The following is a 26,986-nucleotide window of genomic DNA, read 5'->3' on the forward strand; positions in this document are numbered from 1 at the left end:
GGCCGCTACACGCGACCATCGACCGCGTACCGAACCGGCGAAGGTCCTATCGTCCGATAGTCACTTCCATGCAAATGTGATTACCAGCCATGGCTGGGGCACGGCATGCTTCTCAATCCGTTCGATGATCAGCCCTTCAGGGTGCGCATCAAGGCGGCGACCACCTTCGCGCTGCTCATCGCTGCCAATCTGGGTGCCTGGATCTGGGCGTGGATCGCCTTTTCAGACAGTCCCACGCTCATGGGCACGGCTTTCCTGGCCTACATGTTCGGCCTGCGCCACGCCTTCGATGCCGATCATATCGCGGCCATCGACAACGTGGTGCGCAAGCTGATGCAGGAGGGCAAGTCGCCCTATGCCGTCGGCTTCTTCTTCTCGCTCGGGCACTCGACGATCGTCGTCCTCGCCTCGATCGTCATCGCCACCACCGCGGCGGCCATGCAGAGCCGGTTCGAGGCCTTCCACGACATCGGCGGCCTCATCGGCACGACGGTCTCGGCCCTGTTCCTGCTCGCCATCGCCATTGCCAACCTGTTCGTGCTGGTGGGGGTGTGGGGCGCCTTCGTGCGGGCCCGGCGCGGCGAGCCGATCGTCGACGAGGACCTCGACGCGCTGCTTGCCGGCCGCGGCCTGCTAGCGCGCTTGTTCCGCCGCACCTTCAAGGTAGTCTCGCGATCCTGGCACATGTATCCGATCGGCTTTCTGTTCGGCCTCGGCTTCGACACGGCCACCGAGATCGGGCTGCTCGGGATATCCGCCGCCCAGGCGACGCAGGGCCTGTCCTTCTGGACGATCATGGTATTCCCGGCGCTGTTCACCGCCGGCATGTCGCTGATGGACACTGCCGACAGCGTGCTGATGACCGGCGCCTACGGATGGGCGTTGGACAAGCCGGTGCGCAAGCTCTGGTACAATCTGACCATCACCGCGGCGTCGGTGGTCGTCGCCATCTTCATCGGCGGCGTCGAGGGGCTCGGCCTCATCGCCGACAAGCTCGGCCTCGAGGGAGGATTCTGGAGCTACATCGGCGCCCTCAACGACAATCTGGCCCATTTCGGCTACGCCGTCGTCGGCATCTTCCTGCTGAGCTGGGTCATCTCGATCGCGATCTACCGCGCCAAAGGCTATGACCGGCTGCAATTCCAGCGTGGGTAGCTGAACGGGGCGGCGCTCGCGCCGCCCCCACTCAAAAGTCGATCGAGAACCTGAGCGACCCGATGTGGCGTGTGGCGTGGCTGGAGAAGTCGCCGTTGTATTCGGCGCGCAGGTTGATGCCGTTGGTCAGGCTGGTGAGTTGGAGGCCGGCGCCGACGCGGCCGTAGATGTCGTCCATCGGCAGGCTGACGGTGAAGCCGTCGGCGCCGATCGGTGCCGCGCTGAGGCGGGCCTTGCTCGACCAGGCATCGAGGCTGGAGAAGGTGACGCCGGCCCGGGCGAAGGCCCGCAGCCCGTAGTCGCCGCCCAGCGCGAGGTTGGTGCCGATCTCCAGGGTCGGGCTGGCCAGCACCGCCCACTCGGAGCGGCCAGCGACCTGCCGGTCGAACAGGCCGGCGCCGATCTCGTTGTAGGACCCGGCGTTGGTGTAGACGAGGTCGGCGTCGACGAAGGGTCTCACATAGAACCCGCCCAGGTCCCAGGTGTAGGCGGCGCGCAGGCGGCCGCCCAAGCCGTAGAGGTTCTGCGTGCCGAAGGCGACGCCGCCGATGCCGGCGAAGCTGGCGATGCGGGTGCTGTCGAAGCTGCCGTAGTTGCCGGAGACGGCGGCGGCGAACAGCCAGTTGCCGATCTCGTACTTCAGGCTGAGGCCGGCCGAGCCGGTCTGGCCGTCGATCTTGACGCGGCTGCCGGTGGCATCGGCGATGCGGCTGTCCTCATAGGCGGCCGCGAAGCCCAGGAACCAGTTGGGGGCGATCCGCTTCTGGCCGCCCAGGGCATAGGTGTAGACCGTGTCGTTGTAGCCGCCGGCGCCGTCGAAGCGGCCCTGGTTGAAGCGCTGGCCGCCGGCCTGGCCCCACAGGCACTCGCCCTCGCGCAGCGAGGCGGTGCCGGTCTGGAACACCGGGCAGCTCATGGCCCGGTCGAGGCGCTGCTGGGTCAGCGCCACGTTCTCGGCGGCGGGGGCGTTGATGGTCTCCGAGCGCAGCGCGCCGAGCACGCCGGTGTAGGAGCCGAGGTTGGCCGAGGCCAACGCCGCGAACATCGGTCCGAAGGCCCCGCCGCCGGCGTTCCAGATCTGCTGGAGGTGGCCGGCGACCTGGCCGTCGCCGCCCCCCAAGCCGAATTCGGGCCGGTTGAAGGTGGCATCGACCGCCAGCGTGTAGGAATTGCCCTCCCGGGCCACATTGAAGTCGAAGACGTTGCGGCTGATGCCGGTGAGGGTGCCGGAGGCGATGCCGCCGACGTCGAGGAAGGCCAGGCGGCGCGGCAGCAGGTTGCCGGTGCGCACGTCGACGCGGCCGTCGAGCTCGGCATTGCCGGCGACGCTCAGATGGTCGATGCGGCCGGCGCCGAAGTCGGCATCGAGGCGCAGCGTACCGTCGCGGCTCTGGGCGAAGTTGCCGGTGATGCGGGTGGTGCCGACGGTGTCGCGGCCGCCGATGACGACGGTGCCGGTGTTGACGACGTTGGCCTCCACCAGGCGGGCGTTCAGCGTGTTGTTGGAGTAGTTGTAGACGGTGCCGGCGGCGTTGCTGTCGGTGTTGTTGAGCAGCACGTCGCCGTCGATGGTGCCGTAGTTGTAGACGTCGAGCACGCTGCCGGCGGCGGTGGAGCGATCGCCCACGTAGCGGACGGCGGCGCCGCCGTTGCCGCTGACATAGCCCGACGACTGCACCGTGAGCGCGTTCTTGCGGCCGGCGGAGACGAGCACGCCGGCACCGCTGCCGTCGCTCGCGCCCTTCACCGTTCCGGCGACGTCGATCTGCACCTGGCCGTTGCCGCTGGGCCCTTGGCTCTGGGCAAAGATGCCGACGCCTCCGGACCCGAGCGCATAGACGGTGCCGCTCTGGTTCACCGTGACGGTACCGCCCGATTTCGTGGTCCCGGTGCCGGCGTTCCCGGTCGATCCGGCGAAGGCGCCGCCGGCGTCCCCGCCGAAGCCGCCGCCGCCGCCAATGGACTGGGCGAACACGCCGATCGCGTTGGTGCCGGACACCTGGACCGCGCCGTTGACGTTCACGCCCACGGCCCCGCCGTTGCCAGTGCCGTTCGAGGCGCCCATGCCGCTCGGGCGGGTCAACGTCAGCGCGCCGCTCGTGTCGGCGGCGATGCCGCCGCCGCCGCCGACCGACTGGGCGACGATGCCATGCGCGCCGGCGCCCGCCGTGACGATCATCGAACTGGCGTTGGTGTTGACGTCCACCTGGCCGCCATCGCCGCTGCTGGAAGCCCCACCCAGCTGCGTGATCGTGGATGTCGAGCCGTTGACCGCGGCGAAGCCGCCGCCACCGCCCACGCTTTGCGCGAGGATGCCGAACGCTCCCTTCCCGGTCGTGCCGAGAGTGAGGATGGGGCTGTCGACGAGGACCTTGCCACCGGCCCCGCTCGCACCGGCGCCGCCAAGCTTCAGCTCGAGCGTGGGTGTGTACGGCACGATGCCGGTATTGCCGACGAGGGACGACCCGGCGCCGGCGACGCCGCCGCCGCCGCCGACCGATTGCAGGACGATGGCGTGCGCGGCATCGCCTGCCGTCCGCACGGCGATGGCGCTGCCGCCGGACGACTGCCGCAACGTCACCGCCCCGCCGCTGCCGGCCCCTCCGCCGCTGCCGGCCAGACCGGCGCCGAGGAAAAGCAGGCCGTTGGGATTGACCGAGCCGTCGGCGCCGAAGCCGCCGCCGCCACCGACCGATTGCCCGAAGAGGCCGAAGGACTGGAAGCCGTTGCCCGCAGCGGTCGGGCTGGACTGACCGGTCGAGATCGAAGCGCCACCGTCCAGGTTGAGATTAACCTCCTTGCCATTGCCGCCGACGCCGCCCCCGCCGCTGATGCCTAGGGCCACGGTGGATTTGACCTTCAGTTCCTTGATGACCGAGGAGACCGTGTTCCCCTTGCCCTGCGCCACGGCCACACCACCGCGGCCGCCGCCGCCGCCGATCGATTGCGCGAAGATGCCCGGCGAGTAGTCACCGGCGGTGGTGATCGATCCGCCGTGTTGCACGGTCACGATACCCGCGTCGCCGCCCGTGCCCCCCGTACCGCCCAGCGCCAGGCTGAGCGTGAAATCGGCCGTCAGAGACGGGATGGTGGTGCCGGGCAGGCCGTCGGCGGCGAGCTTGGCACTGGGCACCTCGTCGTCGGGCAGCGTCGGATTGGCGATCGTGGCGTCGCCCGACGCCACCGCATCGCTGCCGGGCGAGCCGCCCACCCCGCCGCCACCGCCGATCGACTGGGCGACGATGCCGGGCGCATCGGCCCCGGCGGTGGCGATACGACCCTGGTTGGCGACGGAGACGTCGCCTCCTTTATTGCCGGATCCGCCGGCGGCGCCCACGCCTACGGAGATGCCGTAGGATGCCGACAGACTGTCATTGATCTTATACTTCTGCTTGTCGAAGCCACTGACATTGACCGTACTTCCGGTCGAATTGCCGCCGCCGCCGCCAATCGATTGCACGAGCACGCCGGCGGCACCCGAGCCGGAGGTGCTGATGTCGCTGCTCGCCAGCAGGTCGGCGGACGCGGAGCCGCCGATGCCGCCGTCGCCACCCGTGGCACCGATGGCAAAACCCATCTTGATCGAGCTGACCTTCGACGCATAGGTCGCCTCGGTGGAGCCAAGCCCGGCATTGCCGCCGCCGCCGCCGATCGACTGCACCAGGACGCCGTTGGCGTAGTCGCCCGTTGTCGCGATGCCGACCTTGTCGCTCTCGGCCGCACTGGCGACACCGGCGGTCAGCGATGCTTCGCCGCCCTTGCCACCATCGCCGCCCGTCCGCCCGATGGCGACGGTCAGGTTGTATTGCAGCGTGCCCTGCTGCAGCTTGCCGAACTGAGATGCAGTGCCGATCGTGCCCGCTAGCGCCGACGCGTCGCCGCCCTGGCCGCCGCCGCCGCCGATCGATTGCACCTCGACGCCGTGCGAACCGGCGCCCGCGGTCTGAATCTGCGTCTGAGGACCCAGTTCGAGGCGGGCCAGTTGACCGTCGCCGCCCCCGCCCGCGGCGCCGCCCAGCGCGAAGCTTGCAACGATCGTCTGGGACTTTTGCGAGACGACCTCCTTGGGCGATGGCAGGGCAACCGCGAAGGCCCGCGCCGAGGCCCCGCCCCCCGAGCCGCCGCCGCCGCCGATCGACTGCACCTGGATGCCCATGGCATCGACGACCGGAACGGCACCGTCCGGAATGCCGCCGACGTCCGGATTGCCCGTCCGGATGCTCGTCTGCCGGGTGGTGACGGTGGCATTGCCGCCGTTGCCGCCGCTGCCTCCCGCCCCCCCGACCGCTGCGGCCACGCTCGCGCTGATGCCGCCCACGATCGTGTAGGCGCCGCCACCGGTGCCGCCGCCGTCCCCGATGCTCTGGGCAACGATGCCGCTGGCGCCGGTGCCGACGGTCTGGATCGTGGCGTTGGCGGCGTCGACGCTCACCAGCCCGCCGCCACCGCCGTTGCCAGCCGTGCCGCCGACCGAAACACCGACGGCGACGCTCGTCGAATAGGCGTTGCCGCCATTGCCGCCGCCGCCGCCGATCGATTGCGCGACGATGCCGTGGCTAAGGCTGCCGTGGGTCGCAACGCTGCCGCCCGCATCGACGTTGATGACGCCGCCCGTGCCGCCGCCCGTGCCCTCGCCGCCGTCGCCGGCGATGACCCCGCTGCCGCTGCCACCGTCGCCACCGCCGCCGCCGATCGACTGGGCCATGATGCCCGCGGAGGTCGCGCCCCACGTGGTGATCGACCCCGTGTTGGCGAGGGAGATCTCACCGCCGTTGTTGGAACTCGTCGACTCCACTCCCTCCGGCGAATTGCCGCCGTCGCCGCCGGCCGAATAGAAGAACGAGCCGCTGCTGCTGCCGCCGGCGCCGCCGCCGCCGCCGAGCGACTGCGCCAGGATGCCCTGGGCGCCGTCGCCGCGCGTGGTGATGGCGCCGCTGTTGCCCAGTGTCATCTTGCCGATCGAGCCCGACGCGCCGCCGTCGCCGGAATGAGCGGAAATGACGCCCGTCGCATTGCCGCCCTTGCCGCCGTATCCGGCCGCCGCCTGCACCAGGATGCCGCGCGCCGACGCGCCGCTCGTCTCGATGGTGGCAGCGGACGAAACCTCGATTTCGCCGGTATTGCCGCCTACGCCGCCATTGCCGCCCTGACTGGAGAAATCGATGCCGCCCGCCGACTGCTTGGCATTGCCGCCGAGCCCGCCGGCGCTCTTGACGAGCAGCCCATAGGCTGCCGTTCCGGCGGTCCGCAGGGTCACGCCATCGGCGACATCGACGGTGATCTTGCCGGTCGAGCCGCCTTTGCCGCCGTCGCGGCTCTCCGCCCGCCCGGAGCTGGCGTTGGTGGAACCGCCGTCGCCGCCGTCGCCGCCGGCGGCCGCCACGGAGAGGGCCGGCGAGCTGTCGCCGGAGGTTTCGATCAGCGTGCCGCTGCCGGTGCCGGTCTTGCCCGAACCCAGGGTCAGCGCGACGGCCTGCGTGCCGCCGCCGTCGCCGCCGAATCCCGAATAGCCTCCCGCGAAGTAGCTGGCGGCTTTGCCGCCGTCGCCGCCAGCTCCGCCCTGAGACAGCAGCGCTATGCCCGGCGAAGCGGCGCCGCTGGTGGAGACGCGGACCGCACCCTGCGCATCGAGCTTGACGGCGCCTCCGGTGCCGCCCGCACCCCCGTTGCCGGCGTCGATATCGACGCCTCCCTCCGATGACGCGCCCAGCCCGCCGGTGCCGCCGAGGCTGGTGAGGTCGATGCCCGGCGCCTGAGCCCCGGCGGTCGAAACTGCGCTGCCGATGTCGGTGACCGGGATATCGAGGGTGAGTTGGCCGGGGCTGCCGCCGCTGGCGCCGTTGCTGCGCTCCTCACGGTTGTTCGTGTCGCCGCGCCCGCCGGCACCGCCCTCCTGGCGCAGTTGCAGGCCGGCGATCCCGGTGCCGCCGCCAATGAGCTCGCTGGCCTTCAGGGTCGCGTCGAGTGTTCCCGTCGCCCCGCCGCTTGCGCCGCTTGGGTCATCCACGCTCGATCCACCATTGCCGCCCTTCTGGGAGGCCCGCACGACTGCCCCCGATGTCGTCGCGGAACCGCCTCGGACCTCGACCTTCGCACCGTCGAGCGTCAGGTCGATCTGCCCGGCATCTCCGCCCGCCCCTGGATCGACATCGTTGAAGACTTCATCGACGCCGTTGGCGCCGGCGCCCCCGGCCGTGTTGACGTAGACCCCGTAGAGCCCGCCGGCCGCTGTCGTCAGCCGGTCGTCGAGAAGAAGCGAGCCCCCGATCGTGGCCGTGACGGGCGCGCTGCTGGTCCCGATTCCGTTGCTGCCGGTCGCGCCGGAGGCGGTGAGGCTCAACGGCGCGTAGATGGCGGATGCGTTTGCGCTCGCCGACGCGGTGAGATTGAGAACACCGTAGTTGGTGAATTCGTATCCAGAGCCGCTGCCGGTATTGACGCTGATTGCGTACGTCCCTGTCGACACGTCAAAGCGGCCGTAGTTGTCCACGCTCGTGCGGGTCGACGACGCATTGAGCGACGCGGCTGACGTGTAGTTTCCAGCGGGAATTGTGCACGTCTGGCCGGAGCCACTGGAGACGCAGCTGAACGTCGTGGCCCGAGCCGACATGCCGATCGGACCGGCCATGAGCGCGGCCAGCGACGCGGAGGACAACAGGCTGGCGCGTCCGATGCCGATGGCCATCGGCCGGGCCTTGCGGCTCGCTGGAATGCTCGTCATCGCGTCGTGCCCCCAAGGCTCGCCGGGGCACCGAGCTGCTCCACGACAGCTCCCCCCGGTCCCCCGCGCGGTGGGCGGTAGCAACGCAGCTTCGCCCGGGTCAACGCGAAGTCGATGAACCGGCGCCAGGGCTCGACGGAATGGCTAGTTTGCCGGCAACTTTTGTGGCCGAGCCACAGCTTGAGGTCGAGCTGCGGCGGGATTCCCGACGGACGCCTACACCACCGGGGGGCTGAGCCGGGCGAAGCCCTCCTGGCGGCGGTACGGAAAATAGGGATAGGGTGCGGTGACGCTGCTCGCCGCATCCAGCGCTGCCATATGCTCGGGGCCCAGGCTCCATCCGACCGCCCCGAGGTTTTGGCGCAGTTGCTCCTCGTTGCGGGCGCCGATGATGACGGAAGCGACCGTCGGACGCTGGAGGAGCCAGTTGATCGCGACCTGCGGCACGCTGTGGCCGGTGTCCGCCGCCACCTGCTCGAGCGCATCGACCACGCGGAAGAGGGGCTCGTCCTCGATCGGCGGACCGAAATCGGCCGTCTGGTGCAGGCGGCTGCCCGCTGGCAGCGGCGCGCCGCGGCGGATGCTGCCGGTGAGCCGGCCCCAGCCGAGCGGGCTCCAGACTAGCGCGCCGACACCCTGGTCGAGCCCCAGCGGCATCAGCTCCCATTCGTAGTCGCGGCCGAGCAGGGAGTAGTAGACCTGGTGCGCGGCGTAGCGCGGCCAGCCGTGCGTCTGCGCGACGGCTAGTGACTTCATCAGCTGCCAGCCGGAGAAATTGGAGACGCCGACGTAGCGGAGTTTTCCGGCCCGCACCAACCCATCGAGGGTGACGAGCACCTCCTCGACGGGCGTGCCGGCATCGAAGGCGTGCAGCTGGAGCAGATCGATATAGTCGGTGCCGAGCCGCCGCAGCGCGTCCTCGACGGCGCGCACCAGCCGCAGGCGCGAGGAGCCGGCGTCGTTCGGCCCGTCGCCCATGGGCAGGCTGGTCTTGGTCGAGATCAGCACATCGGCGCGGCGGCCCTTGATCGCGGCGCCCAGCACCTCCTCGGATGCGCCGTTCGAATAGACATCGGCGGTGTCGAACAGCGTAACGCCGGCATCGAGGCAGATGTCGACCAGCCGCCGTGCCTCGGTGGCATCGGTGGTACCCCAGGCGCCGAAGAGCGGACCCGTGCCGCCGAAGGTGCCGGTGCCGAAGCTGAGCGCCGGCACCTTGAGGCCGGAGGCGCCGAGACGTCGATAGTCCATTGCAATACTCCTTGGCAGAGAGACGGGGCGCGACGAGCGAGACGCCTCAGCACTCGCCGCCGACGGTGGCGAGGGCCGGATGGGGGCGGCGCGTCTCGAGCCACACGGCGAGCGCGACGGTGAGCACGGCGGCGAGCGGAAACACCGCGGCGACGAGCGGCGCCCAGGCGAGCCCCGGACCGTGGTCGATCACCATGCCGCCGACCCAGGCGCCGAGCGCGTTGCCGAGGTTGAAGGCGGCGATGTTGAAGCTCGACGCGAGGCTCTGGCCTGCCCCGTCGGCCTTCTCCAGCACCCACATCTGCAGCGGCGCGACGGTGGCGAAGCCGGCCGCGCCGAGCAGGCCGATGAAGGCGACGGCGGCGACCTTCTGGTGCAGCGCGAAGGTCATCAGCCCGAGTACGGCGGCCAGGACCGCCAGCGTGCCGAAGATGGTGGCGACGAGGTTGCGGTCGGCCAGCCGTCCGCCGATGAGGTTGCCGACGATGAGGCCGCCGCCGAAGATCAGCAGGATGGGCGAGACGGCGCCCTCGGCGAAGCCGGTGATGCGCGTGAGCGCCGGCGCGATATAGGTGAACACCACGAACACGCCGGCGAAGCCGAGCACCGTGCTGGTGAGGCCGAGCAGCACGGGCCGGCGCGCGATGGCCCGGACGTCGTCACGCCAGTCCTGCGCCTCGACCGGCGCGGTATCGCGCGGCACCAGCCAGGCGATGACGGCGAGCGCGACGACGCCGACCGCGGCGACCGCCCAGAAGGTAGCGCGCCAGCCGAATTCTTGGCCGAGCCATGTGCCGAACGGCACGCCCAGGATGTTGGCGACGGTCAGCCCGGTGAACATGACCGCGATGGCCGAGGCCTTTCGGTCGGGCGCAACGAGGCCCGTGGCCACGACCGAGCCGACGCCGAAGAAGGTGCCGTGGGCGAGCGCCGTCAATACGCGGGCGCCCATCAGCAGGCCGTAGCTCGGCGCCAGCGCGCAGGCGGCGTTGCCCAGGGTGAAGATCGCCATCAGGGCGAGCAGGATGGTCTTGCGCGGCCAGCGGCTGGTCGCCGCAGTCAGCACCGGCGCGCCGGCGACGACGCCGAGCGCATAGCCGGAGATCAACAACCCGGCCGTGGCGATCGAGACCCCCAGATCGGTGCTGACCTCGAGCAGCAGCCCCATGATGACGAATTCGGTGACGCCGATGCCGAAGGCACCGGCGGTCAACGCGTAGAGAGCGATCGGCATGATGGTGCACCCTTGCCCCGTGAAATCTGGGGCGACAGGTAGACGGCCGACCGGCAGTGAATTAGATCTTCAAGCGGAATATCACTTGTGAATTGAAATCATCATGTCGCGCGTCGATTTCAACCGTTCCGGCGAGATGGAGGTGTTCGTGCGGATCGTGGAGCTGGGCGGCTTCTCGGCCGCCGCCCGCGCCTGCCGCATGACGCCCTCCGCTGTCAGCAAGCTGATGGGACGGCTGGAGCGCCGCCTCGGCACGCGCCTCGTCGGCCGCTCGACGCGCATGCTCCAGCTGACGCCGGAGGGCACCGCCTTCTACGAGCGAGCCACACGCATTCTTGCCGATTTGGACGAGGCCGAACGCGTGGCCGCTTCGGGGGAGGTGGCGACGGGCCGTGTCCGCCTCAACACCAGTGCCTCCTTCGACACCCACATCCTGGCGCCGTTGGTGCCCGAGTTCCTGGCGCTCTATCCTGGCATCACGCTCAACGTGGTGCTGACCGACGCGGTGGTCGATCTGCTTCAGGAGCGCACCGACGTCGCCGTACGCGCCGGACCGCTGAAGAGTTCGAGCCTGGTGGCACGTAAGCTCGGCGCCACGCCCATGACCATCGTCGCGTCGCCGCTCTACCTGGAGCGGCACGGCACGCCGCAGACGCCCAGCGATCTCGACCATCACACGCGGCTGGGCTTTTGCTACACGCGCGCCATCGAGGGCTGGCCGCTGCGCGACGGCAACGGCGTCATCGCCTGGCCGGTGGGGGCGCGCCTGCAGGCGAGCGATGGCGAGGCGCTGCGCCGGCTCGCCATCGCTGGCGCGGGGCTCGCCCGGCTCGCCGCCTTCACCGTGCGCGACGACATCCGCGCCGGCCGGCTCACGCCCGTGCTGGAGGCCTACAACCCGGGCGATCTGGAGGAGGTGCACGCCGTCTATGTCGGCCAGGGCGGCCCGCTGCCCGCCCGCGTGCGCGCGCTGCTCGACTTCCTGGCCGAACGGGCGCGGGTGGGCTGACTTGCTCCGCGCTACCCGTGCAGCGCCCGGCGCCAGGCGGCGGGCGGCTCGCCGACGATGCGGCGAAACACCCGGGTCAGGTGCGCCTGGTCGGCGAAGCCGGCGGCGACGGCGATTTCCGTCAACGGCAGATCTGCCGCGCTCAGCATTTCCTGCACGCGCCGGATGCGCGCCTTCATGTGCCATTGATGCGGCGCCTGGCCGGTGGAGGCCTTGAAGGCATGGCTGAAGTAGGACTGCGACAGCCCCGTCAGCGTCGCCAGCTCCTCGAGGCGGATGGTGCGCTGCCAGTTGTCCTCGATGAATGCGGTCACCCGCCGCAACTGCCAGGCGGCGAGCGGCGGACGCCGGCGCGGCTTGTCGCGCCCCAGCCGCAGCAGGTCGACGACCAGCGCCACGGTCAGCGCATCGCCGTAAAGGTCGTCGCCCGGCCGCGGCCGCGTGCAGGCGGTCGCGATCAGGTTGGCGAGGCCCAGCAGACGCTCATCCACGAACATCAGCCGCGGCCGGGCCAGCCGCCCGTCGTCCAGATCCTCGCCCAGCCGCTCGCTCAGGACCGCGATGTCGAAATGCAGATCGAGGTGGCGCAGGCGCAACGGCCGGTCGATGCGCGACCAGAGCGGCAGCCCGGCCGGCACGAAGCTCATGTGCTGGGGCGCGCCGCACGGCGGCAGCTCGGCCCCGCGCCGGCTGAGGCACATGTTGAAGGAGCCGCCCTCCCAATCGAGGACGACGAACAGCCGTGCATCGGGCGAGACGTATTCGCCGCGGGCCCCCGCCGCACAAGCGACGTTCCACACGTCCGCCGCTACACCGTTCCATGACCGGCAGCGCAATTCGTCGAGCACCGCAATGCCCTCGATCCGGCTGCTCATGCGTGGCTGAAACGACATCCCGCCTCATTCCGTGGGCGCGTCGCGCGAGGTCCGGCCGGCGCCTCGCCATAGACGGCTCCGCTCACGCCGCGACCAGCCCCCTTGAGGAGACAGCAGACCAAAAACGTTCAAAGCGCGACAAGAATACACAATCCAGACCATTAGCAGATTGCTATGAGCCATCGCAATCTGTGCTCTCGCTCGGCATAGCTGTTTTTGTTTTGAAGAATTCTAATCAACAGCGTGCCCGCCTAAAAGTTCTTGAGGACTGCCATGATCCAGGCAAGACAATTGTGCATTGTTCTTGGCAGCAGCCTTCCCCTTGTCTATGTCGTGCCGATGAGCGCCCTCGCGCAGCAAGCTGGCGCGACCCCAGCCGTCCGCCTCGAGGAGATCGTCGTGCAATCCGACGGTGCGACCCCGACCGCCGGTGCAACGGCGGCCGGCGCGCAGGCGGCGGACGCCGACACCGGCTGGACGCGGATGAGACACCAGCCGCAGACCCCCACGGGCCCGGTCGCCGGCTATGTCGCCACCCAGACTTTGACCGGATCGAAGTCCGCCACCCCGATCCTGGAGGTTCCCCAGTCCGTTTCGGTCGTCACCGCCGACCAGATGGAGGACAGGGCGGTCGTCAATGTCGGCCAGGCGCTCGACTATTCGGCCGGCGTGGTCTCCCAGCCGTTCGGCACCGACCCGCGCTTCAATTCCCCCATCATTCGCGGCTTCGACGCCGCCAACGCACAATACCTCAACAGCCTGAAGCTGATCCGCACCAATGGCTTCATCTCGGTCGAGCCGTACGGGCTGGAGCGCATCGAGGTGTTGCGCGGCCCGGCCTCGGTGCTCTACGGCCAGGGCAACCCGGGCGGCCTCATCAACCTGGTGAGCAAGCGCCCGGTGTGGACGCCCTTCGGCGAGGTCAACGCCGAGGCGGCCACCTTCGGCCGCTACACGGGCAGCTTCGACTTCGGCGGTCCGACCTACCCGGGCTCCGACGTGGCCTACCGCCTGACCGGCCTGGTGCGCAACGGTGGCAGCCAGCAGGATTTCGTCGACGACGACCGCTACTACTTCGCCCCGTCGCTGACCTGGCGGCCCTCCGCGGCCACGTCCCTCACCATCCTGGCCAACATCCAGTACGACAAGTCCTATTCGCCGATCGGCGTGCCGCCTGAGTATTCGCTCAATGCGCTGAAGGGTTTCCGCATCCCCCGCAGCCTCTACCTCGGCGAGCCGTCGTTTGACGCCTCCAGCCGCACGCTGGCCAGCGTCGGCTACGAGTTCGCCCACACCTTCGACAGCGGCTGGACCTTCCGCCAGAATGCCCGCTACCTGAAGCTCGACTGGAATTATCACAACCTCTACTTTACCGCCCTCGACCCGGCGAACCCGCTGATCGCCAATCGTGGATCATCGTACAACCGCGAGAACATCAATACGCTCACCATCGACAATCAGCTGCAGAAGGAATTCGATACGGGGCCCTTCAAGCACACGCTGCTGATGGGGCTGGACGTGCGCAACCACCGCATCGACAACTCGACCGCCTTCGGCAACGCGCCGTCGATCTCGATCCTGGCGCCGCTCTACGGCATGGCGATCCCGACCGACATCACCTATCTGGCCAACGAGCGCGGCACGCTCAACCAGGCCGGCCTCTACGCGCAGGACCAGATCAAGTACGGCCGCTGGCTGCTGACGCTCGGGCTGCGACACGACTGGGCCGACGCCAATTCCACCACCTATTCCAGCTTCGGCGACACCCGCCAGGATCAGGCCGACAAGGCGCTCACCGGTCGCGCCGGCCTGACCTATCTGTTCGACAACGGCCTGGCGCCCTACGTCAGCTACTCGACCTCCTTCGACCCGGTGCTCGGGAGCCTTCCCACGGCGCTGGGCGGCGGCGCCTTCAAGCCCTCCAAGGGCGAGCAGTACGAGGCGGGCATCAAATACCAGCCACTGGGCTCCCAGATCCTGCTGACCGCCGCCATCTACGACCTGCGCCAGACCAACGTGACCTCGAGCGAGCTCATCGGCGGCATCAGCTACACGACCCAGGCCGGCGAGGTGCACGTGAAGGGTGCCGAGCTGTCGGCGGTGGCGACCCTGAGCGACGGGCTGAAGGCCATCGCCAACTACACCTACACCGACGCCGAGATCACCGCCGGCGACAACATCGGCAACCGGCCCGCCAACGTGCCGATGCACGCGGCCAACGCCTGGCTCGACTATACGCTGCAAGGCGGCCCGCTCGCCGGGCTGGGCTTCGGCGGCGGCGTGCGGTTCGTCGGCAACCGCTACAACCTCAACACCAACACCCTGCGCATCCCGTCCAACACCCTGTTCGACGCCGCGGTCCACTACGAGCGCGGCAACTTCAAGGCCTCGCTCAACGTCAACAACATCGCCGACGAACGCTACGTCGCGACCTGCGGCTTCTTCGGCTGCTTCTACGGCGACGGCCGCACCGTCACGGCGCGGCTGACCTATCGGTGGTGAGCCGATGAGCGCGGGCGCGCGGTGACGGCGGCTTTCGACGTAACGCGGCGGGCCCTGCTCGCGGCGCCGTTGAGCGGCCTGGCGCTCGCGGCGGCACGCGCCGGCACGCCGCGCATCGCCGCCATCGACTGGGCGGCCCTGGAGACACTGCTGGCGATCGGCGTTGCCCCCGTCGCGGCCGCCGAGTTGATCCTCTATCGCGCGGTCGTGGTGGAGCCTGCGCTGCCGCCCGGCGTGGCCGACCTCGGCCTGCGCGGCTCGCCCAACTACGAGGCGCTGTGGGCAGCCCGGCCCGACCTGATCCTCAGCTCCGACTTCTACGTGTGGGCGGAACCCAAGCTGCGCCTTATCGCGCCGGTGGAACGACTGTCGGTCTACGTGCGCGGCCGCGCCCCCTACGGGGCCGCCGAGGAGATGACGCGCACGATCGGCCGTTTGGCGGAGCGGCCGGCGGCGGCCGAGGCGCTGATCGCCGGGACGCGGGACGAGCTCGAGCGGCTGCGCGGACGCCTGGCCGGCCTCGCCGAGCGCCGGCTGATTCCCGTCAACTTCGGCGATCCGCGTCACTTCCGGGTGTTCGGCACCGACAGCATGTTCGGTGAGGTGCTGGCGCGCCTCGGCCTCGACAACGCCTGGGGGGCCGGCACCAGCTATTCGGCCTCGGCGCCGATCGGGCTGGAGGCGCTGGCCGGCATCGGCGACGCCTGGATCGTCGTCGTGCCGCCGATCCCGCCCGACACCCGCAGGGCGCTGGCGCAGAGCGTCTTCTGGGCGGCGTTGCCGAACGTGCGCGCCGGGCGCGTCCTGGTGCTCGAGCCGATCAACCCCTTCGGCGCCTTGCCGGCGGCGCTTCGCTTCGGCCGGCTCGTGGCGGCGGGCCTCACCGCCCCCGGCGGAGGGCGCGGGCTTGGCTGAGCTGACGTTGGCTGCGCGGCGGCCGGCCGGCCCGGCCCTGCTGTGGGGGGTGCTCGCCACGACGGCCGCTGCGCTGTTTGCGGCGCGCCTGGCGCTGCCGCCCGCAGTGTCCGCCGATGCCGCCACGGCGGACGGCCTGCGCCACATTCTCCTGTGGCACAGCACCTTGCCGCGCGCGGCAACGGCGCTCCTGGCAGGCGCCGCGCTCGGCCTCGCCGGGGCGCTGCTGCAACGGGTGCTGCGCAACCCGATCGCCGATCCGTCGACGCTCGGCATCGCCTCCGGCGCGCAGCTGGCGTTGACGCTCGCCCTCGTCCTGGCGCCCGCCGCCCTCGGCGTAGCGCGCGAGGCGGTGGCCTTCGCGGGCGGCCTGGCGGCGGCGGCGATCGTGCTCTGTCTCGCCTGGTCGCGCGGCCTCGCGCCCGTCACGGTGGCCATCGCCGGCATGACGCTGGCGCTGATGGCGTCGGCCCTGGGGGCCGCCATCGCGCTGGCTCACGGCGAATACGTGCTCTCGCTGTTCGTCTGGGGCGCCGGCTCCCTGCACCAGCAGAGCTGGGCGCCCGCCAGGAGCCTGGCGCTCAACCTGGCCGCCGGCGGCCTCGCCGCGGCGCTGCTGTCGCGCCCGCTGCTGTTGCTCGGCCTCGACGACGCCAGCGCCCGCAGCCTCGGTGTCGGCCTGCTGACGAGCCGCCTCGCCGTTATCGCAGTCGCTGTCTGGCTCGCCGCCAGCGTCACCGCCGAGGTCGGCATCATCGGCTTCATCGGCCTCGCCGCGCCGGCGCTGGCGAGCGCGAGCGGCGTGACGTCGCCGCGCCGGCTGCTGCTCGTGGCGCCGCCGCTGGGCGCCCTGCTGCTGTGGCTGACCGACGGGCTGGTGCAGATGACGGCGAGCCGCGGCAGCGACGCCATCCCGACGGGGGCCGCCGCCGGCCTGATCGGCGGCCCGCTGCTGCTGTGGCTGCTGCCGCGGCTCGCACTGGGCGAGCGCGCACCGCCCCAGCTCGCGCCCCATCCCATACGCCGCCTGACCCGCCCCCGGCACGCGCTGGCCGGCCTTGCGGCGGCTGGCCTGGCGATCGCCGCCATCACCCTGGTGCTGGGCCGTGCGCCCGACGGCTGGAGCCTCGCACATGGCGACCTGCTGGCGGCCCTGCTGCCGTTCCGCGGCCCGCGCATGCTGGCGGCGGCCGCGGCCGGTGCGCTGCTCGGCGCCGCCGGCGCGCTGATGCAACGGCTGACCGGCAACCCGCTCGCCGGACCGGAGGTGCTCGGCGTCAACGCCGGCGCCGGCGTCGGTCTCTGCGCCACCTTGATGCTCCTGGCGGCGCCGGGGCCGGAGGCGATGATGGCCGGCACGACGCTCGGCGCGCTCGCCGCCATCGCCGTCATCCTGGCCATCGCCGCGCGAACCGGCTTCGGGCCGGAGCGCCTTCTGCTCGCCGGCATCGCCGTCGGGGCCTTCTGCCTGGCGCTGCTGACCGCCGTGCTGGCGAGCGGCGACCGCAACGCCTTCACGTTGCTGGCATGGATGGCGGGCTCCACCGACCGAATCACCCTCTCCCAGGCCCTCGTCACCGCCGGCGCCGCCCTCGTCCTGATCGCGCCGCTGCCGCTGCTCGGCCGCTGGCTCGACCTGCTGCCGCTTGGCACCGCCGCCTCCCACGGCCTTGGCCTGCCGGTCGCGGGCAGCCGGTTCGTCCTGGCCCTCGCCGCCGCGCTGATGGCGGCGCTCGCCTCGCTCATGGTCGGCCCCTTGAGCCTCGTGGGCCTGGTCGGGCCGCATCTGGCGCGCCTGCTGGGCTTCGCCCGCGGCGGGCCGCAGGTTGTCGCGGCCGCGCTCATCGGCGCCGTGCTGCTCCTCGGCGTCGACTGGCTTGGCCGCACCATCGCTTTCCCCTACCAGATCCCGACCGGCCTGCTCGCGTCCCTGGTCGGCGGCCCCTACCTCCTCTGGCTCCTGCGGCGCGGCGGGAGCACATCAGCGTGAGATCCATGTCGGAGCAGCCCGGTCCCTCCCCGGTCCTCGAGGCCCAGGCGGTCATCCCCCTCGCCGATCCGGCCGCCCTGCTGCGCAAGATCTGCGACATCTTCGCCGAGCACGGCATGGTGACGGTGGCGGACGGCACGGCGACGATCGCAAGCCCGCTCGGCCGCGCCGAGCTCGCCGTCGAGGGCGGCCGCCTCATCGCGCGGGCGGTGTGCGCGGATGAGGCGGGACTATCCCTGATCAAGGGAGCGCTGGCCGAGCACATCGTCACGCTGGCGGGCGAGGAGAAGCCCATCTTCAGCTGGTCCGGGCACCAGCCCGCTGGCCCCGATCTGCCCTACCTCCGCGAGATGATCGTGCGCGGCGCCTCGCAGGTGACGCCCCGCATGCGCCGCGTCGTGCTCGCCGGCGATGCCGCGCATTTCGCCCAGGGCGGGCTGCACGTGCGCGTGCTGATCGCGCCGCCCGGCCGCGCGCCGGTCTATCCGCACGCCGGTGCCGACGGCCGCATCGTCTGGCCCGCCGGCGAGGACGCGCTCGCCCCGCGGGTCTATACGGTGCGCAGCGTCGACGTCGATCGCGGCGAGATCGCCATCGACGTAGTGCTGCATGAGGGCAGCGCGCCCGGCTCCGATTGGGCGATGCGCGCCGCGGTGGGCGAGCGCGTCGGCCTGCTCGGTCCCGGCGGCGCGGGGCTCGCCATCGCCGAGCGCTACATCATCGCCGGTGACGAGACGGCCCTGCCGGCCATCGCCCGCATGCTGGAGGCCCTGCCCACGGAGGCGAAGGCGGTGGTGCGCATCGAGGTCGCCGACGCCGCCGAGGAGCAGCCGCTGCCGACGTCCGCCGACGTGGACCTCGCCTGGCTGCACCGTGGCGGCGCGGCGGCGGGCACCACCGCGTTGCTGGACGAAGCCGTGCGCGCCATTCCGTGGCGCGATGCGAGCACCTCCGTCTTCGCTTGGGCGGGCGCCGAGCAGGCCACCGCCCGCCGATTGCGCGCCTATTTCACCAAGGAACGTGGCCTTGCCCCCGCTCAGCGCTCGATCGCCGCCTACTGGCGCCGTGGGCACGAGGGCGTGGACGTGCGGGACTGATCGCCTCGGCAGCAAGCGTTTTCGAGCGAAGTGGACGCCGGTTCGCGTGAAGAAAACGCGACTAAACAGATAGATAGAGCATTTCGGCGATTCGAAGAAGCGCGGAAATGCTCTTACCCGTCGTCGGATCAGGGCGCAGCGCGGTCGACTCTCTGTTTTGAATAATTCAAAATATAAAGCGGCAAACAACGCACTACATTCGTCTTTAGAGGCCAGCTCTTCGCAGAACTACTTGGCACCGCGCGGGCGATCTTCTATTGATGCCGACCCGGCTCGGTGCCTTGCCGGCAACCGAGGCGGATCGGAGCAACCCCGGAACACCAATGTCAGTACAGCCGCGTCCCTCGTCACTCCTGGAGGCCCAGGCCGCCATCCCGCTGGCCGACCCATCCGGCCTGCTGGTGAAGCTTTGCGACATGTTCGCCGAGCGCGGCGTGGTCACGGTGGCGGACGGCACGGCGACGATCGCCAGCCCGCTGGGCCAGGTCGAGCTCACCGTCGATGGGGACAACCTGCTGGCGCGGGCGATGTGCGCGGACGAGACCAAGCTCGCCATGACCAAGGGCGTGCTGGCCGAACGCGTGTTCGCGCTCGCCGGCGAGGAGAAACCGGTCTTCAGTTGGACCGGCCACCGGGCCGACAGCTCCGATCTCCCCCATCTGCGCGAGATGACGGTGCGCGGCGCCACGCAGGTGACGCCGCGCATGCGCCGGGTGGTGCTCGCCGGCGATGCCGCCCATTTCGCCCAGGGCGGGCTGCACGTGCGCATACTGGTGCCGCCACGGGGCCGCGCGCCGGTGCATCCGCGCGCCGGCGCCGATGGCCGCATCATCTGGCCCACGGGCGAGGACGTGCTCGCGCCGCGCGTCTACACCGTGCGCAGCATCGATACGGCGCGCGGCGAGATCGCCATCGACATGGTGCTGCACGAGGGCAGCGCGCCGGGCTCGGACTGGGCGGTGAACGCCGCCCCGGGTGATCGTGTCGGCCTGCTCGGCCCGACCGGCGCGTGGCTGGCGCCGGCCGACCGCTACCTCATCGCCGGCGACGAGACGGCCCTGCCCGCCATCGCCCGCATGCTGGAGGTCTTGCCCGCGGGCGCCGAGGCGGTGGTGCGCATCGAGGTCGCCGACGCCGCCGAGGAGCAGCCGCTGCCCACCGCGGCCACCATCGACCTCGCCTGGCTGCACCGCGGCGATGCCGCGGCGGGCACCACCGACCTCCTGGAGCGAGCGGTCCGCGCCATCCCGTGGCCGGATGCGGCGACGCGCGTCTACGTCTGGGCGGCGGCCGAACAGGCGGCGGCGCGCGGCCTGCGGGCCTATCTCGGCCAGGAGCGCGGCCTGCCGCCGGCACAGCGCTACGTCGGCGCCTACTGGCGCCGCGGTCACGACGGCGAGAGCTGACGGCGAGGGCTGGCCGTCCAGCTGCCCGGTCAGCCGCCGGCCGCCCGGTCGGTGCCGAAGCGGCGCCGGTAGTCGCCGGGCGTCAGGCCGGTCACGCGGATGAACACCTTGCGGAAGGATCCGGGATCGTCGTAGCCCACGTCCCAGGCGATCTGGGCGACCGGTTGGCGCGTGCCCTCCAGCAACTCGCGCGCCCGGCCGACGCGCAGGTGCTGCCAGTATTCGGTGGGCCTGAGGCCGGTGGCCCGGCGGAAGCGGCGCAGGAACGTGCGCTCCTCCAGCCCCGCCTTCGCTGCCATGGCGTGGGTGGTGACGCCGCGCGCGCCGGCCCGCTGGAGCCAATGCTGCACCTGCAGCACCGCCGCATCGCCATGGGCGAGGCGCGGTGCGAAGGCGCTATAGGCGCGCTGCTGGCGGCCCGGGGGATCGACGAGCAGGAAGCGGGCGGTCTCCATCATCGCCGCCGGCCCGAGCAGGCGCTCGACCAGCTTGAGGCCGAGGTCGGTCCACGCCATCAGCCCACCGGCAGTGATGATGTCACCGTCGTCGATGAGCAGCTTGTCGACATCCACCCGCACGGCGCGGAAGCGCGCCGCCAGATCGTCGGCGCAGACCCAATGGGTGGTCGCGGTGCGCCCGTCGAGCAAGCCCGTCTCGGCCAGCAGGAAGGCCCCGGCGCACACCGAGGCCAGCGTCGTGCCCGCGCCATGCCGCACCCGCAGGAAATCGATCAGCCCGGCAAACGCCGGGCCCGAGGGCGCCTCGCCCAGGCTCGGCGGCAGGATGACCACGGCCGGCTCGCCACCGGCGCCCGGCAAGGTATCGAAGATGCGCGCGACGGGGCCGTCCGCCGCCCCGCAACCGAGGTGGCTCACGCGCAGCAGCGGGCCGCCGGCGCCCAGGCGCGCGCGGGCCAGCCGGTCGGCGACGGCGAACAGGTCGGTGAGGCCGTGCACCGCCGCGAGCTGCGCCTGCGGGTAGACCACCAGCCCGATCTCCGGGGGCGGCGATGACGCGGTCATTGTCGCTTCCGCCTTTGTCAGTTTTGCCCCGTTCTTTGTCGGCTCCGCCGATCCCCACCGTGCCCGCTACCGGCTAGATCTGCAACGGAAGGCCGGGAGGCCTTCGATCCCACGCGAGGAGCCCGCCGTGAGCAACCGTGCACTCATCATCGTCGACCTCCAGAACGACTATTTCCCGGGCGGCAAGTTCACGCTCTCCGGCATCGATGCGGCGGCGGCGAACGCCGGCCGCCTGCTGGAAGCCTGGCGCGCCTCGGGCGAGCCGGTGGTCCACGTCCGCCACGAATTTCCGGTTCCCGAGGCGCCCTTCTTCGCGCCCGGCTCGGAGGGCGCCCGCATCAACGCGGCCGTGGCGACCCGCGAGGGCGAGCCGGTGGTGCTCAAGCACCAGGTCAACGCCTTCCGTGACACCGACCTCAAGGACATCCTCGACGGCAAGGGCGTCGAGGACGTCGTCATCGTCGGCGCCATGAGCCACATGTGCATCGATGCCGCCACCCGCGCCGCCGCCGACCTCGGCTACAAGGCGACGGTCGTCCACGACGCGGTCGCCACCCGGGACCTGGAGTTCAACGGCACCGTGGTGCCGGCCGCGCAGGTGCACGCCGCCCTCATGGCCTCGCTCGGCTTCGCCTATGCGGCCGTGCGCTCGACCGACGAGCTGCTCGCCGAGGGTGCGGCGGCCGTCGCCTGATCTCGTCAGGGGGCGCCGCTCAGCAGCCGTGCCTCGGCCCTGGCGAGCGCCGTGACGAAGTCGATCACGGCGCGCATGGCCGGCTGGTCGACGAGATCCGGGTGGGCCAGCAGACGGATCTCGGCCAGCGCGTAGAGCTTGGTCGGCGCCACCCGCACCAGATCGGGATAGGTGTCGCCGACGAAGCAGGACAGGGCGGCGATGCCAAGCCCGGCGCGCGCCGCCGCGAGCATGTCGGCCTGGGAGGAGCAGCGCAGGGCGACCGCGGCCGGCCCGGTGACCCGATCGCTCCACCGCGCCAGCCCCGGATTCGCCGCCAGGCCGGCGAAGCCGATGACGCGGTGATGCTGCCAATCCTCCCGCCCCTCCGGGAGCGGTCCGCGGCGGCCATAGTCGCGGGAGGCATAGAGGCCGGCGCCGAGCCGCGCGATCTTGCGGCCGATCAGATTCTCGCCGCCGCTTTCCAGCCGCAGCACGAGGTCCGCCTCCCGTTTCAGGACGCTCACCGGGAAGGGATGGGTGACGAGCTCGAGCTCGATCGCCGGATACTGCTGGAGGAAGCCGCGCAAGCGCGGCATCAGCCAGTGGCTCGCGAGCGTCGGCCCGATGGAGAGCCGCACCCGGCCGCTGGGCCGCGCCCCGCCGGCAGCCATGTCCGCCTGGGCCCGCAGCGCAGCGGTTGCCATGGCCTCGGCGTGGCCGCGGAAGCGGTGGCCGGCGTCCGTCAGCTCGAGGCCGGCCCGCGAGCGGGCGAACAGGCGGACACCCAGATGCGCCTCCAGGGCTGCGATCTGGCGCCCCACCGTGGGGTGGCTGCTGCCCAATTCGCGGGCGGCGCCGAGATAGCTGCCGGCCTCCGCCACGGCGACGAAGGTGCGGCAGAGGTTCCAGTCGAGGGCGTTCATGCCTGTTTGAGCCATTGTGCAAAATTGAACATAGGCGCACGGCGATCAAGCCCTATGCTGGTGCCGCGGGCGAGGCCCGTCCCGCGCACGGGCCGCCCATCCAGGATTCATCGATGCCAGCCACCGCCCCCCTCGCCGACCGGCTCGAGCTGCCGGTCGTCGGCTCGCCTCTCTTCATCGTATCCGGGCCGGAGCTCGTCATCGCCCAGTGCAAGGCAGGCGTCGTCGGCTCGTTCCCGGCGCTCAACGCGCGGCCGGTGCACGTGCTCGACGAGTGGCTCACCCGCATCCGCGGCGAGCTCGGCGACTACGCGGCCCGCCATCCCGAGAAGAAGGTGGCGCCGTTCGCGGTCAACCAGATCTGCCACGCCTCCAACGACCGGCTGATGCAGGACATGGAGCTCTGCGTGAAGCACGAGGTGCCGATCATCATCACCTCGCTGCGGCCGCCGGCGGAGATCGTCGAGGCGGCGCACTCCTACGGCGGCGTGGTGTTCCACGACGTCATCAACGTGAAGCACGCCCGCAAGGCGGCCGAGCAGGGCGTCGACGGCCTCATCCTGGTCTGCGCCGGCGCCGGCGGCCACGCCGGCACCCTGTCGCCCTTCGCGCTGGTGCGCGAGGTGAAGCAGTGGTTCGGCGGCACGGTGCTGCTGTCGGGCGCCATCTCCGACGGCTGGGGCATCGCCGGCGCGCTGGCGCTGGGCGCCGACCTCGCCTACATGGGCACCCGCTTCGTCGCCACGGCGGAAGCCAACGCCGATGCGGCCTACAAGCAGGCGCTGATGGACTACGCTGCCCACCACATCGTCTACACGAACCTGTTCACCGGCGTGCACGGCAACTATCTCGGCCCGTCGATCGCCGCCGCCGGGCTCGACCCGGACAACCTGCCGGTGGCCGACAAGACCAAGATGAACTTCGGCTCGGGCGGCAACATGAAGTCCAAGGCCTGGCGCGACATCTGGGGCTGCGGCCAGGGCATCGGGCAGATCACCGACGCCCCGGCGGTGGCCGAGCTGGTGGAGCGGCTGAAGCGCGAGTTCGCCGAGGCGTGCGACGGCTTCACCCGCCGGGCCGGCCGCGCAGCGTAAGGGCAAGACTGCTGCGCAGGAGACCGGCGGCGCACCTCGCCCGCCAGCCGGGCGTGGGCCGCAGCCCGGCTGGCGGTAGCCGATCACCGACACAAAAGCAAGACAACCGGAGGGACTGATGAACATCCAAGCGCGGCGCCTCGGCGCCGCCGCCCTGGTCGCGGTCGGCACCGCGGGCGCAGCCGTGGCCGAGCCCACCTTCAAGGGCGAGATCCGCATCGGCCAGACGCTGCCCTACAGCGGCCCGCTGTCGGGCTTCGGCATCATCGGCCAGGCGGAGGCCGCCTATTTCAAGATGCTCAACGACAAGGGCGGCATCAACGGCCGCAAGATCGTGTTCATCAGCCTCGACGACCACTATTCGCCGCCCAAGACGGTGGAGCAGACGCGCAAGCTGGTGGAGCAGGAGAACGTTGCGCTGGTGTTCGGCTCGCTCGGCACGGCGACCAACAATGCCGTGCACCGCTACCTCAACGGCAAGAAGGTGCCGCAGCTCTTCATCCTCAGCGGCGCCAGCAAGTGGGCGGACCCGGAGAGCTATCCGTGGACCATGCCCGGCATGGCGATCTACGCTTCGGAAGGCGCGATCTACGCCAAATACATCCTGGACACCAAGCCGGATGCCAAGATCGCCATCCTGTCGCAGAACGACGACCTCGGCCGCGACTATCTGGCGGGCTTCAAGCGCGGCCTCGGCAGCAGGGCCGACAGCTTGATCGTCGCCCAGGCCACCTACGAGAGCACGGACCCCACCATCAATTCGCAGCTGGCGGCGCTGAAGGCCTCCGGCGCCGACGTGGTGTTCGGCATCACCGTGGGCAAGTTCACCACCCAGTTCATCAAGGGGCTCGCCGACCTCGGCTGGAAGCCGGACATGGTCTTCGTGCCGACATCGGCCTCGTCGCTCACCTTCCTGAAGCCGGCGGGCCTGGACAATGCCGTGGGCCTGCTGTCCGCCAGCGCGCAGAAGGACGTCAACGAGAAGCAATGGGCCGACGATCAAGGCATCAAGGACTTCCAGACCTTCATGAAGGACTACATGCCCGGGGCCGACATCACCAACTCGAACTACGCCGCCGGCTACCTCTACGCCTCGATGCTGGCCGAGGTGCTCAAGGCCTGCGGCGAGGACCTGAGCAGCGCCAACATCATGAGGCAGGCCGCGGCGATGAAGGACGTATCGCTGCCGTTGCTGCTGCCCGGCGTGCTGATCGCCACCGGGCCGGATGATTACCTCCCTTTCCAGCAGATGCAGCTGCGCCGCTTCGACGGCACCAACTGGGTGGGCCAGGGCGGGCTCCTCGACGATAAGTAGGCGGGGCCGCAGCGCCAGCGTCTGCAAGGCTTCGCGCGACGGAAGCCATCCCCTCGGCGTCATGGCCGGGCTTGACCCGGCCATCCATCCGCTGAAAACGCACCAGAGGACCGGCCCTGGCGGAATATAGACTTGACTGTTCGGACTGACAACTTACGCAAATCGATGGATGGCCGGGTCAAGCCCGGCCATGACGCGGGGTGACGGAGGATAGTCTATGAATTCGGTTGCCACCGGCAGCTCAGCGAACCCTGAACTCCCGCAAGAGCCAAGCCCATGATCATCGCCGGCGACCGCACCCTCGACTATGCCGCCCTGGAGGCGCGCGTGGCGCAGGCCGCCAGCGGCTTCGCCGCGCTCGGGCTCGGGCCGGGCGCGCCGGTGGCGCTGATGCTGCGCAACGACTTCGCCTTCTTCGAAGCATCCGCGGCCGCATCCGCCCTCGGCGCCCCGTCGGTACCGCTCAACTGGCACCTCAAGGCCGAGGAGGTGGCCTATATCCTCGCCGACAGCGGCGCCCGCGCGCTCATCTGCCATGCCGACCTGCTGCCGCAGATCCGCGCCGGCGTGCCGGCGGCGCTTCCCCTGCTGATCGTGCCGACGCCGCCCGAGATCGCCGCGGCCTTCGGGATCGACGCAGCGCTGACCCGCGTGCCCGATGGCCTCGCGGCGTGGGACGCCTGGCGCGACGGCCAGCCGGCGCGGGCGGACGCGCCGCTGCGCGCCTCGGCGATCATCTACACCTCCGGCACCACGGGAAAGCCCAAGGGCGTGGTGCGCCAGCCGATGCGGCCGGAGCAGGCCGCCGCCGCCGAGCGCGTCGGCGCCATCACCTACGGGATCGAGCCGGGCCAGGGCCAGGTCGTGCTGCTCAACGGGCCCATGTATCACTCGGCGCCCAACAGCTACGGCAACCTCGCGGCGCGGCAGCATTGCACCATCGTGCTCCAGCCGCGCTTCGACCCCGAGGACCTGCTGCGGCTGATCGAACGCCACCGGGTGACCCACATCCACATGGTGCCGACCATGTTCGTGCGGCTGCTGCGGCTCCCGGACGAGGTCAAGAGCCGCTACGACCTTTCGTCGCTGCGCTTCGTGGTGCACGGTGCCGCCCCCTGCCCGCCGGCGGTGAAGCGCGCCATGATCGAGTGGTGGGGCCCGGTCATCCACGAATACTTCGGCTCCACCGAGACCGGCATCCCGGTGTGGCACTCGGCGGCGGAGGCGCTGGCCAAGCCCGGCACCGTCGGCCGCGCCATCGAGGGCGGCATCGTCAGGATCTTCGGCCCCGGCGGCGAAGCGCTCGGCCCGAACGAGACCGGCGAGATCTTCATGCGCCAGACCGCCATCTCCGACTTCGACTACCATCATAAGCCCGATGCGCGCACCGACGCCGGCCGCGACGGCCTGATCAGCGTCGGCGACGTGGGCTACCTGGACGAGGACGGCTATCTCTTCCTGCGCGACCGCAAGCGCGACATGGTGATCTCGGGCGGCGTCAACATCTACCCGATCGAGATCGAGAACGCCCTGATCACCATGCCCGGCGTGCGCGACTGCGCCGTGTTCGGCATTCCCGACGAGGAGTTCGGCGAGCAGCTCTGCGCCGCGATCGAGGCTGAGCCGGGGGTGACGCTGGCCGCCGCCGGGGTGCAGGCCTACCTGCGCGAGCGCCTTGCCAACTACAAGGTGCCGAAGGTGATCGCCTTCCACGAGGCGTTGCCGCGCGAGGCCACCGGCAAGATCTTCAAGCGCAAGCTGCGCGAGGCCTACTGGCCCCCGGGCCGCTGACCGCGGCGGC

17 protein-coding genes are annotated in these 26,986 nt (G+C 70.8%); 11 read left to right on the forward strand and 6 right to left on the reverse strand.

Annotated elements, in window-relative coordinates:
- Positions 1 to 105 precede the first annotated feature (105 nt).
- A complete protein-coding gene (locus IEW34_RS22225) occupies positions 106 to 1,155 on the forward strand; it encodes a HoxN/HupN/NixA family nickel/cobalt transporter (RefSeq protein WP_188611401.1) in 1,050 nt (349 codons plus the stop codon).
- A 31-nt stretch (positions 1,156 to 1,186) separates the two neighbouring features.
- Here IEW34_RS22225 and IEW34_RS22230 read toward each other — a convergent pair whose 3' ends face one another.
- From IEW34_RS22230 to IEW34_RS22240, 3 genes are all read right to left on the reverse strand, one after another.
- Entirely contained in the window at positions 1,187 to 7,876 is a 6,690-nt protein-coding gene (locus IEW34_RS22230) for an autotransporter outer membrane beta-barrel domain-containing protein (RefSeq protein ID WP_188611402.1), read from the reverse strand.
- Between the two features lie 216 nt (positions 7,877 to 8,092).
- The gene (locus tag IEW34_RS22235; RefSeq protein WP_188611403.1) at positions 8,093 to 9,127 is read right to left on the reverse strand and encodes an aldo/keto reductase; all 1,035 of its coding nucleotides are present in this window, start codon (positions 9,125 to 9,127) and stop codon (positions 8,093 to 8,095) included.
- Between the two features lie 46 nt (positions 9,128 to 9,173).
- Complete coding sequence (locus tag IEW34_RS22240; RefSeq protein ID WP_188611404.1) at positions 9,174 to 10,361, reverse strand: MFS transporter; 1,188 nt, start codon at positions 10,359 to 10,361, stop codon at positions 9,174 to 9,176.
- Positions 10,362 to 10,464: 103 nt separating this feature from the next.
- Between IEW34_RS22240 and IEW34_RS22245 the strand changes: the two genes are divergently transcribed.
- Positions 10,465 to 11,370, forward strand: a complete 906-nt coding sequence (locus IEW34_RS22245) for a LysR family transcriptional regulator (RefSeq protein WP_188611405.1) — start codon at positions 10,465 to 10,467, stop codon at positions 11,368 to 11,370.
- Positions 11,371 to 11,381: 11 nt separating this feature from the next.
- Here the strand turns inward: IEW34_RS22245 and IEW34_RS22250 are convergent, their stop codons facing one another.
- The gene (locus IEW34_RS22250) at positions 11,382 to 12,263 is read right to left on the reverse strand and encodes a helix-turn-helix domain-containing protein (protein ID WP_188611406.1); all 882 of its coding nucleotides are present in this window, start codon (positions 12,261 to 12,263) and stop codon (positions 11,382 to 11,384) included.
- A 381-nt stretch (positions 12,264 to 12,644) separates the two neighbouring features.
- Here IEW34_RS22250 and IEW34_RS22255 point away from each other — a divergent pair, with 381 nt between their 5' ends.
- The 5 genes from IEW34_RS22255 to IEW34_RS22275 all read left to right on the forward strand — a co-directional run bounded on the left by IEW34_RS22255 (position 12,645) and on the right by IEW34_RS22275 (position 20,155).
- The gene (locus IEW34_RS22255; RefSeq protein ID WP_244642138.1) at positions 12,645 to 14,747 is read left to right on the forward strand and encodes a TonB-dependent siderophore receptor; all 2,103 of its coding nucleotides are present in this window, start codon (positions 12,645 to 12,647) and stop codon (positions 14,745 to 14,747) included.
- Positions 14,748 to 14,768: 21 nt separating this feature from the next.
- Positions 14,769 to 15,662, forward strand: coding sequence for an iron-siderophore ABC transporter substrate-binding protein (locus tag IEW34_RS22260; protein WP_188611407.1), 894 nt, complete (start codon positions 14,769 to 14,771; stop codon positions 15,660 to 15,662).
- Positions 15,655 to 17,652 (forward strand): Fe(3+)-hydroxamate ABC transporter permease FhuB, encoded by a 1,998-nt coding sequence (fhuB, locus tag IEW34_RS22265; RefSeq protein WP_188611408.1) that lies wholly within the window; start codon positions 15,655 to 15,657, stop codon positions 17,650 to 17,652. Before IEW34_RS22260 ends, fhuB begins: the two co-directional genes overlap by 8 nt.
- Positions 17,653 to 17,657: 5 nt before the next feature.
- On the forward strand, positions 17,658 to 18,749 hold the full coding sequence (locus tag IEW34_RS22270) for a siderophore-interacting protein (protein WP_188611526.1): 1,092 nt from the start codon (positions 17,658 to 17,660) through the stop codon (positions 18,747 to 18,749).
- 323 nt (positions 18,750 to 19,072) lie between these two features.
- Positions 19,073 to 20,155 carry a siderophore-interacting protein gene (locus IEW34_RS22275; protein ID WP_188611409.1) on the forward strand — a complete coding sequence of 361 codons (1,083 nt, stop codon included), beginning with the start codon at positions 19,073 to 19,075 and terminating at the stop codon, positions 20,153 to 20,155.
- A gap of 29 nt (positions 20,156 to 20,184) precedes the next feature.
- Here the strand turns inward: IEW34_RS22275 and IEW34_RS22280 are convergent, their stop codons facing one another.
- Positions 20,185 to 21,177: a GlxA family transcriptional regulator gene (locus IEW34_RS22280; RefSeq protein ID WP_188611410.1), complete on the reverse strand. Its 993-nt coding sequence runs from the start codon at positions 21,175 to 21,177 to the stop codon at positions 20,185 to 20,187.
- A gap of 127 nt (positions 21,178 to 21,304) precedes the next feature.
- On the opposite strand from IEW34_RS22280, the gene IEW34_RS22285 reads away from it, so the two are divergent.
- Positions 21,305 to 21,871, forward strand: a complete 567-nt coding sequence (locus tag IEW34_RS22285; RefSeq protein WP_188611411.1) for a cysteine hydrolase family protein — start codon at positions 21,305 to 21,307, stop codon at positions 21,869 to 21,871.
- Between the two features lie 5 nt (positions 21,872 to 21,876).
- Here IEW34_RS22285 and IEW34_RS22290 read toward each other — a convergent pair whose 3' ends face one another.
- Positions 21,877 to 22,776 (reverse strand): LysR family transcriptional regulator, encoded by a 900-nt coding sequence (locus IEW34_RS22290; protein ID WP_188611412.1) that lies wholly within the window; start codon positions 22,774 to 22,776, stop codon positions 21,877 to 21,879.
- Positions 22,777 to 22,889: 113 nt separating this feature from the next.
- Here IEW34_RS22290 and IEW34_RS22295 point away from each other — a divergent pair, with 113 nt between their 5' ends.
- The 3 genes from IEW34_RS22295 to IEW34_RS22305 all read left to right on the forward strand — a co-directional run bounded on the left by IEW34_RS22295 (position 22,890) and on the right by IEW34_RS22305 (position 26,976).
- Positions 22,890 to 23,870, forward strand: coding sequence for an NAD(P)H-dependent flavin oxidoreductase (locus IEW34_RS22295; RefSeq protein ID WP_188611413.1), 981 nt, complete (start codon positions 22,890 to 22,892; stop codon positions 23,868 to 23,870).
- A gap of 118 nt (positions 23,871 to 23,988) precedes the next feature.
- Positions 23,989 to 25,185 (forward strand): ABC transporter substrate-binding protein, encoded by a 1,197-nt coding sequence (locus IEW34_RS22300; protein ID WP_188611414.1) that lies wholly within the window; start codon positions 23,989 to 23,991, stop codon positions 25,183 to 25,185.
- A gap of 276 nt (positions 25,186 to 25,461) precedes the next feature.
- Positions 25,462 to 26,976: an acyl-CoA synthetase gene (locus tag IEW34_RS22305; protein ID WP_188611415.1), complete on the forward strand. Its 1,515-nt coding sequence runs from the start codon at positions 25,462 to 25,464 to the stop codon at positions 26,974 to 26,976.
- Positions 26,977 to 26,986: the final 10 nt, after the last annotated feature.

It is taken from the genome of Chelatococcus reniformis (genome assembly GCF_014640075.1).
Taxonomy (GTDB): domain Bacteria; phylum Pseudomonadota; class Alphaproteobacteria; order Rhizobiales; family Beijerinckiaceae; genus Camelimonas; species Camelimonas reniformis.

Excerpts from the sequence above, each read along its gene's own strand:
- IEW34_RS22245 (WP_188611405.1), top strand. The coding sequence starts at position 10,465 with ATGTCGCGCGTCGATTTCAACCGTTCCGGCGAGATGGAGGTGTTCGTG.
- IEW34_RS22270 (WP_188611526.1), top strand. The coding sequence starts at position 17,658 with ATGTCGGAGCAGCCCGGTCCCTCCCCGGTCCTCGAGGCCCAGGCGGTC.
- IEW34_RS22275 (WP_188611409.1), top strand. The coding sequence starts at position 19,073 with ATGTCAGTACAGCCGCGTCCCTCGTCACTCCTGGAGGCCCAGGCCGCC.
- IEW34_RS22230 (WP_188611402.1), bottom strand. The coding sequence starts at position 7,876 with ATGACGAGCATTCCAGCGAGCCGCAAGGCCCGGCCGATGGCCATCGGC.
- IEW34_RS22235 (WP_188611403.1), bottom strand. The coding sequence starts at position 9,127 with ATGGACTATCGACGTCTCGGCGCCTCCGGCCTCAAGGTGCCGGCGCTC.
- IEW34_RS22280 (WP_188611410.1), bottom strand. The coding sequence starts at position 21,177 with ATGACCGCGTCATCGCCGCCCCCGGAGATCGGGCTGGTGGTCTACCCG.
- IEW34_RS22295 (WP_188611413.1), top strand. The coding sequence starts at position 22,890 with ATGCCAGCCACCGCCCCCCTCGCCGACCGGCTCGAGCTGCCGGTCGTC.
- IEW34_RS22250 (WP_188611406.1), bottom strand. The coding sequence starts at position 12,263 with ATGTCGTTTCAGCCACGCATGAGCAGCCGGATCGAGGGCATTGCGGTG.
- IEW34_RS22300 (WP_188611414.1), top strand. The coding sequence starts at position 23,989 with ATGAACATCCAAGCGCGGCGCCTCGGCGCCGCCGCCCTGGTCGCGGTC.
- IEW34_RS22225 (WP_188611401.1), top strand. The coding sequence starts at position 106 with ATGCTTCTCAATCCGTTCGATGATCAGCCCTTCAGGGTGCGCATCAAG.
- IEW34_RS22305 (WP_188611415.1), top strand. The coding sequence starts at position 25,462 with ATGATCATCGCCGGCGACCGCACCCTCGACTATGCCGCCCTGGAGGCG.
- IEW34_RS22290 (WP_188611412.1), bottom strand. The coding sequence starts at position 22,776 with ATGAACGCCCTCGACTGGAACCTCTGCCGCACCTTCGTCGCCGTGGCG.
- IEW34_RS22240 (WP_188611404.1), bottom strand. The coding sequence starts at position 10,361 with ATGCCGATCGCTCTCTACGCGTTGACCGCCGGTGCCTTCGGCATCGGC.